The organism is uncultured Brachyspira sp. (assembly GCF_944390595.1).
GTDB lineage: Bacteria > Spirochaetota > Brachyspiria > Brachyspirales > Brachyspiraceae > Brachyspira.
In genome coordinates this window covers 1-11,582 of record NZ_CALXRN010000084.1, presented here as the reverse complement: position 1 = coordinate 11,582, position 11,582 = coordinate 1, and the positions used below count along the sequence as shown (strand labels likewise).

Annotated in this window: 10 protein-coding genes and 1 pseudogene; 4 read left to right on the top strand and 7 right to left on the bottom strand. The window is 25.5% G+C overall.

Annotated elements, in window-relative coordinates:
* Both Q0J90_RS04505 and Q0J90_RS04500 read left to right on the top strand, forming a co-directional pair.
* Nucleotides 1-794: pseudogene (locus tag Q0J90_RS04505) on the top strand (excinuclease ABC subunit UvrA); the annotation flags it as partial.
* 119 nt (nt 795-913) lie between these two features.
* Nucleotides 914-1,924, top strand: coding sequence for a glycosyltransferase (locus Q0J90_RS04500; RefSeq protein ID WP_297276771.1), 1,011 nt, complete (start codon nt 914-916; stop codon nt 1,922-1,924).
* A 246-nt stretch (nt 1,925-2,170) separates the two neighbouring features.
* Here the strand turns inward: Q0J90_RS04500 and Q0J90_RS04495 are convergent, their stop codons facing one another.
* The 7 genes from Q0J90_RS04495 to Q0J90_RS04465 all read right to left on the bottom strand — a co-directional run bounded on the left by Q0J90_RS04495 (nt 2,171) and on the right by Q0J90_RS04465 (nt 7,231).
* Nucleotides 2,171-2,581 (bottom strand): hypothetical protein, encoded by a 411-nt coding sequence (locus Q0J90_RS04495; protein WP_297276770.1) that lies wholly within the window; start codon nt 2,579-2,581, stop codon nt 2,171-2,173.
* Between the two features lie 46 nt (nt 2,582-2,627).
* Entirely contained in the window at nt 2,628-3,452 is an 825-nt protein-coding gene (locus Q0J90_RS04490; protein ID WP_297276769.1) for a viperin family antiviral radical SAM protein, read from the bottom strand.
* 208 nt (nt 3,453-3,660) lie between these two features.
* Nucleotides 3,661-4,800: an RsiV family protein gene (locus Q0J90_RS04485; protein ID WP_297276768.1), complete on the bottom strand. Its 1,140-nt coding sequence runs from the start codon at nt 4,798-4,800 to the stop codon at nt 3,661-3,663.
* 80 nt (nt 4,801-4,880) lie between these two features.
* Entirely contained in the window at nt 4,881-5,681 is an 801-nt protein-coding gene (locus Q0J90_RS04480; RefSeq protein ID WP_297276767.1) for an ABC transporter permease, read from the bottom strand.
* Between the two features lie 19 nt (nt 5,682-5,700).
* Nucleotides 5,701-6,213 (bottom strand): AAA family ATPase, encoded by a 513-nt coding sequence (locus Q0J90_RS04475; protein WP_297276766.1) that lies wholly within the window; start codon nt 6,211-6,213, stop codon nt 5,701-5,703.
* Nucleotides 6,186-6,599, bottom strand: coding sequence for an ATP-binding cassette domain-containing protein (locus Q0J90_RS04470; RefSeq protein WP_297276765.1), 414 nt, complete (start codon nt 6,597-6,599; stop codon nt 6,186-6,188). The genes Q0J90_RS04475 and Q0J90_RS04470 overlap by 28 nt, the downstream gene beginning before the upstream one ends.
* 17 nt (nt 6,600-6,616) lie before the next feature.
* Entirely contained in the window at nt 6,617-7,231 is a 615-nt protein-coding gene (locus Q0J90_RS04465; RefSeq protein ID WP_297276764.1) for a TetR/AcrR family transcriptional regulator, read from the bottom strand.
* Nucleotides 7,232-7,862: 631 nt separating this feature from the next.
* On the opposite strand from Q0J90_RS04465, the gene Q0J90_RS04460 reads away from it, so the two are divergent.
* The gene (locus Q0J90_RS04460; protein ID WP_297276763.1) at nt 7,863-10,478 is read left to right on the top strand and encodes a homocysteine S-methyltransferase family protein; all 2,616 of its coding nucleotides are present in this window, start codon (nt 7,863-7,865) and stop codon (nt 10,476-10,478) included.
* Nucleotides 10,479-10,601: 123 nt separating this feature from the next.
* Entirely contained in the window at nt 10,602-11,414 is an 813-nt protein-coding gene (locus Q0J90_RS04455; protein ID WP_297276762.1) for a vitamin B12 dependent-methionine synthase activation domain-containing protein, read from the top strand.
* The last annotated feature ends 168 nt before the right edge of the window (nt 11,415-11,582 follow it).

Here is an 11,582-nt window from a genome sequence, read left to right as displayed (position 1 = left end):
AAAGTGCTGAAATACCTAGCATTGTTTCGGATACTATATTAGTTGATCAGATTTCAATAGTTGGTTCTATTAGAAGTACATTAGTAAGTTATAGTAAAGTGTTTGATAAAATAAGAAATATATTTGCAAAAACTCCTACAGCAAAAGCAAAGGCATTCGCTCCGGGAAGATTCTCATATAACGGCAAAGAAGGAAGATGCAATATATGCGAAGGTAAAGGTATAAGAAAAATAGCAATGCACTTCTTATCCGACATGGAAATTGTTTGTGAGGCTTGCAGAGGTAAAAGATATAACGATGAAACTTTATCCGTAAGATTCAAATCTTTAAACATAGCGGAAGTATTAGAATTAACAGTTAATGAGGCAATAGAGTTTTTCGACTTTGACAAATCAATCACAAAAACACTTTCTATAATGAGCGAGGTTGGACTTGGTTATATAAAACTTTCTCAAAGGCTTGATACTTTCTCAGGCGGTGAATTGCAGCGTTTGAAACTTGCTACAGAATTAGCTAAAAAACAAGGCGATGAGCATATAGTTTACATATTAGATGAACCTACTACAGGTCTTCATTTTGATGATGTTAATAAACTTCTTATAGCTTTAAATAAATTAGTAGAAAAAGGACATAGCGTTATAATAATAGAACATAATCCTGATGTTATAAAAGCTGCCGACTACATAATAGATTTAGGATTGGAAGGCGGAACTAATGGAGGAGAAATCATTGCTAAAGGTACTGTTGAAGAAATTTTGCAGATGAAAAAAGGCTACACTTGGAAGTATATTTAAATAATTTTGTATTATGATTTATTAAATTTTTTATATACTAAATAGTTGAAAATAAATAAAATTCAATATATTATTTATAATATTTTATTTACAGTAATTTTACTATGGGGTTTTCTCTTATGAAAAAAATGGATATATGTTTAATATCTGATGATAATTATGTGGAATATATGGCGACATTAATTGTTTCTGTGTTAAAAAATTCATGTAAAGATGATAAATTTCATTTTCATGTTATAGATACAGGTATTAAATCTGATAGTAAAGAGAAACTTATAGATTTAAAAAATATAAAGGATTTTGAAATATCTTTTTATATATCACCTAACATAGAAAAATATAAAAAATGGGCTAAAGAATTTAAAGAAGAAACCCATTTATGGTGGAAATGGCATTACAGTATATTAACAAAATTAGATATTCCTTTTATATTTAAAGATTTGGATAATATTTTATTTTTAGATTCTGATATGATAGTATTGACACAATTAAATAAATTCTATGAGATTGATATGTCTGATTATTATATTGCAACAATTCAAGGTGATAAAAAATGTTTAAGTTGGATTTCTGAAAATAGTCCTTTTTTTAACTGGATGAATGAAATAGGATGTGAGAAAAGAGAATATGTTGGTACAGGTTTATTTTTCATAAATTTAAAACTTATAAGAGATAAGTATGGATTAGAGAATTACCAAAGAGATATTGATATATGTTTTAATAAATATAAAAATACAATATTTACAGAGGAACATATATTTTTATATGTATTTAAAAAATTTATTGCATATATTGATTATAATGCTAATATATGCTTAGAGTGGAGAGATGAGGAGCAACCTTTTAATGAACGTGATATTAAAATTATGCATTTTAAACCGCTTTCAAAAAAACATAATTATGAATTAAATGATGGATATAATAAATTTTGGGAATATTTTTCTGAGACTATGTTTTTTAAAGAGAATTATTTTAAGTATATGAATATATTTGCATATAATGCCTCAAAAATGGAAAGAAATAAAATTATAGAAGCCATTAATAAAATAGTTGATATTATAGTGTATCCTATACCTTTTAGAAAAGTTAGACATTCTATAAGAAACAAAATTAATGATATTTTAAATTAATATTATAAAATTTCATTTTAAGTTTTATTTGAATATATGATTAAGATTAATCTGTAGTATAATATATTAATTAAATAAAAAATGAGATAATTAAATTAATTATCCTATTCTTGGAGATATAATATATTTATTAATTCAGATATTATTTTGTGTTAGTATTTTAATAATATTTGTTTATTTTGTTGATATTCTAAAATATTATTATAAATTATTGTTTTCTAATATGTTTAATTTAGTATGATAAAGTTATTTAAATGAATTTAATGATACAGTTTTTATTTCTTCTATGTTGTCTACACCACTTTTTAGAATTGAATCGTACGATATTTTACCTTTTATTAATAATGTAACATATTTATTTAATAATACCGGGAGAAATAGAATTATATGTTTCCAATATATAGTCATTATCAAATCTGTTCTTATTTTTGTTTTTTTATTTAAACATAAATTGTATAAAGGTTTAAACTCTCCTACGTTGTTTTTTATATTTCTGCTGTTGTAATATAAACTATATAAGTTTAGGTGTATATAATTTAGATTTATTTTTAAATTATAATTTATAATGCACATTTTGACTTTTATTTTGATGCCTTTTCTTCCAAATCCATTAAAATGATAGCTTTCTATATAATAATCAGGTTTAAATTTACACATAAAAATTCTCCTTTTATAATTATAAATTTATATTGCTATATTTTTATTAATTAGCTTTTTTGTATCTGTAATTATATTTATCTATGCTATAATTCATTTTAAAAAACTCTTCCTCTAAATTAACATCATCATCAAATAAACTTTTTGAGTAAATATATTTATTATCAATGTTGTTAAAGAATCTGCCTTTAGCATCAAGCATTATGTAAGACGAAGTCATATTATCATTGTTTTCAGGATACATTATTTTTTCGTTTGTTGCATGAGTATTTAGGAAATAGTTAAATTCTTTATCACTTATTAAAAGTTCTTGGCATGAATTAAGATTTTCTATAGGAAGTACCTGAAATATTTTCCATTTGTTAGGAAGAGCTTTTGATATGAATGGATTTAAATTCTCTTTATAATTGTATCTATTAACTACAGTGTTTATCTTTAACTCTTTTCCACTATCTTTAATTTTTGAAGTTAAGTATAGATATTCTTCTTTTGTTATAGGTTTGCTGTTTTTTACGCTTCTTCCAATTTTTATACAAGTTTCTTTGTCTAGTGAATCTATGCTTAAACCAATAACATCACAACATTCTAGAGTTGCTTTTAGTATAGAATTATCCTTTAAAAACATTGATCCATTGCTTACTATACTTAATATATGACCCTGTGATTTTAGATGATGCAATAAAAGAATATAGTTTTTGTATATAGTTGGCTCACCGCCTACTAAATTTATATACTTAAAAGGTTTAAGTTGTTCAGCTATTTTGAATAAATTTATATCGCATGAATCTTTTGAAGCATAACAGAACTTGCAATGCATATTGCAGTTGTTGATAAAATGCCAATTAAGTTTTAAGCTATTAAAAATACTCATATAAATACCTCCGAAATCTAACTCGAAACATATTCAAAGATATTTCTTTTTAAGTATCTTTTAGCTTATATATTTATAATACTTCATTATTTATTTTAAATCAAGTATTTTTATAAGAAAAAGTAATATTTTTTAATAATTTTATATAAAAAATAAAGAGGACAATTAAATTGATAATTATCCTCTTTTTAGAAATATAATATATTGATTATTCAAATATAGTTTTGTATTCGTCTTTCAAATAAGGTTTGATTTCTTCTGTTGGTATTAATACTCTAGTCTCGCCTATTGCATAAGGTCCGATTTCGTATATTCCCCAAGTAAATACTAAACCTTTAGATGTCAAATAGAAATTGTTGTTTTCTAATGAAAGTTCATCTAATCCGAAGTAAGAATTAGCATCTCTGCCTTCTATTTTTACTAGTTTATCTACTATTATTTTAATTAAGTCAGCATTTTTTAAATCTGTTATTAAATCTGCTATTTTTAATTGATTTCCTGTCTCTAATGAATATACGCTGTTTATTGTAGCATAGTTTCCATGAGCTCCTCCTGTGTATTCATAAACCATTTTATTTATAGATACAACTTTTTCGCTTAAATAGTCTATTCCAAATTGAGAAGAATAATTTTCTATATGTGATATATAATCTGATTTTACCCACTCATCATATATAGGAGTCATTTTATTGCTTATCAAACTTTGAGCTGTTAATAATTTTGTTAAATCGTTGAAAGTGCTTGCATCATTTATTCCAAAATCTTTATTTATATCCAAATTAATTTTATCTATATTTGCAGATTTGCTGTCATTGTTTAAAGCAAATATTGCAGTTTTGAATTGAAAGAATCTTTGACCATTAGTTGATGATTCAGGAGAAACATTTGAATAAGCATACTCAATTATTCTAGCACCTGTTACAGGAGTTTTTGCTGCTTTGAAAGTCATTTCTTTGCCGTCTATTTTTGCAATAAAAGGATATGCAGTGCTTGGGAAATTTCCTTCTAAAGTTTTATTGTCATAAGAAGTTGCTGAAATACTTCCTTCATCAAGCTCCCCTGCTTTTGTAATATTGAATGTGTTTAAATTTTGATTGATGTCTCTGTAATATACTACTCCGAAATTGCCGCTTTCATTTTGAGCTATTTCAGAATTAATATATTCTCCTGTATCAGCCACTAAATATACAACTTCATAATTGTTAGCTTTTTCATTTTCGCTAAGCTGTAATGTAGTAACTTCTGCAGTATTAGCGTTAGTTGATGCTTCTTGTGTAGCGTTATTAGAATTACTGCATGAAACAAAAATTAATAAAGTACATAATGCCGTTAAAAATAATGATTTCATTTTTACCCTCTTTAAAATTTATACTACTTCCCAAAATATACTTATAATATAACAAAAACTACATTCTAATGTAAAATATTTTATACATATATATCTCTTTTATTGAAAATAAATATTTTTATTATGTATGTAATAATTCCTATTACAAATAAGGAAATAGTTCCTAGTAAAAACAAATTAAAATCTGTACTGTATTTAGAAGGACTGAATAACGTTATTAAACTAAAATATTGAAATATTTCTGCTTTATCGCCTACTCTTGATATCATTTGCAATAATATAGAAATAATACAGAAACCTGAACCAGCCCATAAAGAAACAGATGAAGAATTAAAAATTACAGAACTTAAAAAGCATATTCCTAAAAATGCAAACCATAAACTAAAAAGTCCTATATTGACTATTATAAGTTTTATTATATCAAGTTCTCCTTTAAACATTGCTTCACTTACAATTATATATAAAATAGTTATGTATATATTTAATAAAAATATTTCCAATATGCCGTTTAATATTTGAGTTGATATTATTTTTATTCTTGAATTAGGAGTTGCTAATAAATATACTATTATTCCTCTATCAATATATTTTATAATGAGTCTGTGCACTAGAATTATTATAAAAACTAATGGAAGTACAATAAGAAGGAATGAGTATAAATAATTGATAAGGAAATCCATTAAATTAGAAGAAAAATTATTCATTCCAAATAAAGCAAACATTTCAGGCATATTTTCAGACATTAGCTTTAAACTTTCTCCAAGTTTAGGATCAAACATTGATATCATAACAATTCCATACATTGATAATATGCTCATAAATGTTATTAATATACTAATATTTGATTTAAATTCTTTTTTTAACAAAGTAAAGTTAATCATAAATTCCTCCATTTACTTCTTAATAGTCAAAATGCATAAATAATTCTTCTAATGTTTGATTTACAGATTTTATATCTAAAATATCATAATTTGATAATTCTTTTATTAATATATTTATATCATTATACAAAACTGTTTTTACTATATAATTATTTTGATTATTTATTATCTCTGTTTTTATATTATATTTTGAAGAGAATTCAGTATTAAATTTTACAGCATCATTTTCTGTTTTAAATACTATTTCAAAAACTTTATTTTTTTTAGTTTTTAGTTCATATATATTTTCTATACTTATTAGTTTTCCTTTTTTTAATATAGCAGTTCTGTCGCATGTCTTTTCTATTTCTTCAAATATATGAGATGACATTAATATAGTTTTTCCTTTGTGTTTTTCAGATATTATCAAATCGATAAATCTTTTTTGCATTAAAGGATCAAGTCCGCTTGTTGGCTCATCTAATATAATAACATCAGGATCATTCATAAAAGCACATACTATACCTACTTTTTGTTTATTTCCCTTAGACATTTTTTTATTTTAGAATTTTCATTTAATTCAAACATATCAATAAGATTTTTTATATTGTTTTTGTTTTTTATTTTTTTCATGTCAGCAATGAAGTTTATAAAATCTATAGATTTCATTTCATCCATAAATGATGTCTCAGAAGGTAAATACCCTAACTTTGATTGTATATTTTCTCTTCTTTCAAAGCAGTTCATATCCAATATTTTTGCACTGCCTTTGTCTGATTTTATAAATCCCATTAACTGCCTTATAGTTGTAGTTTTACCAGCACCATTGGGCCCAAGCATTCCAAATATTTCACCTTTATTTACTTCAAATGATAAATCAAATACTCCTCTGTTTTTTCCATAATCTTTGGTAATATTATTTACTCTAATTACAGACATAAAATAATTCTCCATTTTTATAAATATTCTTCTTTGTATGAAATCTGCTTAAACATTTTCATCCATTTAGAATACTGCTTTATCATATCTTCTTTATCTATTTTGACACTCATATTTTTTCTGCTTTGTAAATAACCTTCTGATGTATATGTTATCATTTGTATAATGTCTTGCATATTAATATCATATTTAAACTTGGAAGCATCAATATTTTTGAAATAATTAGTTATATCTATCTGTTTTTTATCTCTATATTTATTTACAATTTCTTTGACATCTTCATTTTCATCGAAATATCCTTTTAATAGGAAGTCAAATATATTTGGGTAATTTTCCATCATTTCTAATTTTTTATAAAAAGAATATTCCATAAGTTCAAAAAAATCTGTTATTTTATAAAAATCTGAATCTTCAACTATGCTTTCTAAATATTGACAAACATAATCATAAATATATGCATATAAATTTTTTTTACTTTTAAAATGATATAGAAGCAAAGATTTTGATATATTGGCATTGTTAGCAATATTTTCTAATATTGCATGTTTGTATTCATGCTTTGAAAATTCATTTATAGATGCATTTATTATAGCTTCTCTTTTATCTTCTGGTATATTTATGTTTTTGTTCATTCTTATTATCATTAATTTATTGACTAACCTAGTCAGTCGATAATAAATATATATTATATTCATTAATATGTCAAGTTATTTAAGACGCCCCGTATTATAGATTATTTGTCAGGAATTTCTAAAACAAATGAAATTAGGGTTTTAGTGATTTTTGCTTTAGAAAAATGTTCTACAATACGGGACATGAATTTATTATAAAAATAAGATATTTTACAGGTGTAAAAATTAATATTAAGAAAAAATATATTGAAAAATTTTAAATTATTGTCGATTGTCGATTGTCGATTGTCGATTGTCGATTGTCGATTGTCGATTGTCGATTGTCGATTGTCGATTATTTTATACATAAAATAAGTATACTATAGCTATTTTTTTTGTCAATATTATTTATAAATAAAAAATTGAATAAAATCAATGGGAATCAATAACTATTATTTCTTTATAATAGTTATTGATTGAATAATAAAAATAGGCATTAAAAGTATACTGTAATTGTTTTTTTGTCAACAGTTATTAATATATTTTTTATTTATTATTAAAATTTTTTGATTTTTTATAATTTTTTAATAAACTTGTTATATTTGTATTTTTATATTAGAATAGTAAATATGTAAAAAAGTTAGGGGATATCATGAATAATATAAAAAATAGATTGAGAGAATTAATAGAAAAACAATATTTAATAATAGATGGTGCTACAGGTACAGAACTTCAAAAGAAAGAAATTAAAAAAGAATCTTGGATTATAAATGGAAATAATATAGAAGGCTGTAATGAAATACTGAATATAACAGCTCCATATATAATGAAAGAAATACATATAGATTATTTGAATGCTAATGCTAATATAACAAAGACTAATAGTTTTGGGGCTATACCTTGGGTTTTAAGCGAATATGACATTGCTGATAAAGCTTATGAATTAGCAAAAAGTGCTGCATTAATAGCTAACGAAGCAAGAGATGAATATTTAAAAAATCCTAATTCAAAAGGTGATTTAAATAGAGATATATTTATTGCAGGCAGTTTAGGACCTGGAGTGAAACTCCCAAGTTTAGGACAAATTGGTTTTGATGAAATGTACAATGGTTATACAGAAGCTGCAAGAGGTTTAATAGACGGAGGAGTTGATATAATACTTCTTGAAACTGCTCAGGATGTTTTGCAATTAAAGGCAGCGATACTTGCAGTTAATGATACAGCAGCAAAATTAAATAAAGAAATTCCTATAATGGTATCTGTAACTATAGAAAAAGAAGGCACTATGCTTCTAGGTACAGATATTGAAACAGCCTATACAATACTTTCAAATTTAGATATATTTTCTATAGGTATGAACTGCGGAACTGGTCCTGATATGGCTATGCGTCATATAAAAAGACTTTCAGAAATATCATGTATTCCAATATCAATACATAGTAATGCTGGACTCCCAGAGAATAGAGGCGGAAAAGCATATTATAGTATGACGACTGATGAGTTTGCTAATATTAATAGTGAGTTTTTTAATTTGAATGGACTTGCATTTATAGGAGGATGCTGCGGCACTACCCCGCTGCATATAGAAGCATTGGCAAAAAAGGTTAAAGGGGTTATACCTAAAAAAACTGCATTAGAAAAACCAAGACCTTATATAGCTAGTTTATTCAATGTTGTTAGTATTAAACAAGAACCTGCACCTTTAATGATTGGTGAAAGAAGCAATGCTACAGGAAGTAAAATATTTAGAGAACTTATGATTGCGGGAGACATGGACGGTATGCTTGATGTTGGTATAAAGCAGGTAAAAGCAGGAAGTCATGCAATAGATGTTAATGCTGCTTGGGCTGGAAGAGATGAGATAGAAGATATTACTAAGATTATTTCTGCTTATGTTAAACAGATTTCTTTGCCTTTAGTTATTGATGCAATAAAACCTAATGTTATAGAAGCTGCTTTAAAAGTGTATGGCGGAAAACCTATAATAAATTCTGCTAATATGGAGCAGGGAGAAGAAAAATTTGATGCTATATGTTCATTAGCTAAAAAATATGGTGCTTCTGTAATGCTTCTTACAATAGATGAAAAAGCTATGGCATTAACATGCGAAGATAAATTAAGAATGTGTACTCGTATGTATGAAAGAGCTGTCAATATTCATAAAATACTTCCGCATGATATAATATTTGATCCTTTAACATTTACACTTGCAAGCGGCGATGAAAACAGTTTTATGGCAGGAGTTGAAACTTTAAATGCTATAAAAGAATTATCAAATAAATATCCCGAAGCATCTATAAGTTTAGGTGTATCAAATATATCTTTCGGACTTAAAGAAGAAGCAAGAAAAATAATGAATTCAGTATTTTTATATGAAGCTATTAATCATGGACTTACAACAGCTATTGTTAATGTAGCCCAAATAATTCCGCTTTCAAAAATAGATGAAAAGGAAATAGAGCTTGCAAGGGAATTAATATATAATAAAAACAATAGCAAAGAACCTCTTATAAATTATATAAATCATTTCTCTGATAAAAAAGAAAAGAAAGAATTAAATCAAGAAGAAAATGTTAAAAAACCTATAAGAGAAGCCATAAGAGATGCTATGCTTGACGGTGAATGGAAAGATATGCAAAACTTGCTTAATGAGGTAAAAGAAAATAGCGAGGAGTTTGGCGGAGAAAAGAAATTTGCACAAGCTATAATTGATGAAATCCTTCTTCCAACAATGGCTGATATAGGAGTTAAATTTGGTGAAGGTACTATACAGCTTCCATTTGTACTTGGTTCTGCTGAAGTAATGAAAAAGAGCGTTGATTTCTTATCTGAATTTTTAGAGAAAAAGAAGCAGGAAAAAACAGCTAAAATAATACTTGGTACTGTAGCAGGAGATGTGCATGATGTTGGTAAAAATTTAGTTGAAATCATCATAAAAAATAATGGATTTGAAACTGTTAATATTGGCACCAAAGTTCCTATAGAAAAATTTTTGGAAGCATATCATGAGCATAATGCAGACTGTATAGGAATGTCAGGACTTTTAGTAAAATCTACTGAGGTTATGAAAGAAAATCTAGCTTATATCAGAGATAAAGGATTAAAAATACCTATTCTTTTGGGAGGAGCTGCCTTAACAAAAGAATTTGTAGAAAACGATTGTAAAAAAGTTTATGGAGATAGCGGTAAAATTTTCTATTGTAAAGATGGATTCGATGATATTTTAGCAATAAAAGAGATAATAGCGGATAGAGATAAAGAAAAATAATAATTATTATTATCTAAGCAAAATTGAGTTGAAGCTGTATAACGGTTAGAACTAGCCTTCAACTAAATTTGTCTGCTTAAAACTATTTGAGTGTTCTAAGATAACAATAATAAAGGAATGAATATGCCGGAAATAAATCATAAAAATCATGAACATTATATAAATAAACCTCCATTTTATGGAAGGAAAGTTTTTGAGTTTAATAAAGAAATAGAAAAAGAAGCTTTTGATATGATTAACAAAGTTAGACTTTTCAGAGCCGGATTTGGATATTCAACTAAAAATCAGGACATGGAAAAATATAATGAAATGATTAAAACAAAAGTTGAACCTAAATACGAAGAAATGAAAAAGAATATTATAGAAAATAATTTAATGGAGCCTGTAATGATTTATGGATTTTATAAAACTATTACAGAGAATGATAAATTATATATATATGATGTTGATTTTAATACTAATGAAATAAAAAATGAAAAGATAGAAATTCCTTTGGAGCGTATGGAAAATGAACCTTATAATTCTATAGTTGATTTTTTTGATAAGGAAGAAGATACTATAGGCTTCACTCTTGTAAGTCTTGGAACGAAATTTGCCGACTTTTTGAAAGGTTTATATGACAATGATGATTATAAAGATTATTATTTTTATAATGCTGTGGGAATACATATTATAGAAAACTATGTTGATATACTCCAAAGCCATATGGACAATTTACTAAATTTAAAAAATAATGGTAAGAGAAAGCATGTAGGATGCAGATATTCTTTCGGTTATAAGGCTCTTAAAAATATGTATGGAAACAGAATCATATTTGATAAATTAAAACCAGAAGAATTTAATGTTACACTTACAGAAAGCTATATGATGTGTCCGGAACTTAGCACTTGTGCAATAGTTTCATTCTGCGAGGATGCATATTATTTTGCTAATTAATATTGATATATTACAAAATCTATAATTTATTATTCCAATAATTATTGTTATGTTAACTATAACGGATGGTGTATAATTGATATGGTGTGAAAAATTATAATATACTAATTATGAACTTTTGTTTTTATATTAAAAAATGAGATATATAATTAAATAATAACTTTATTT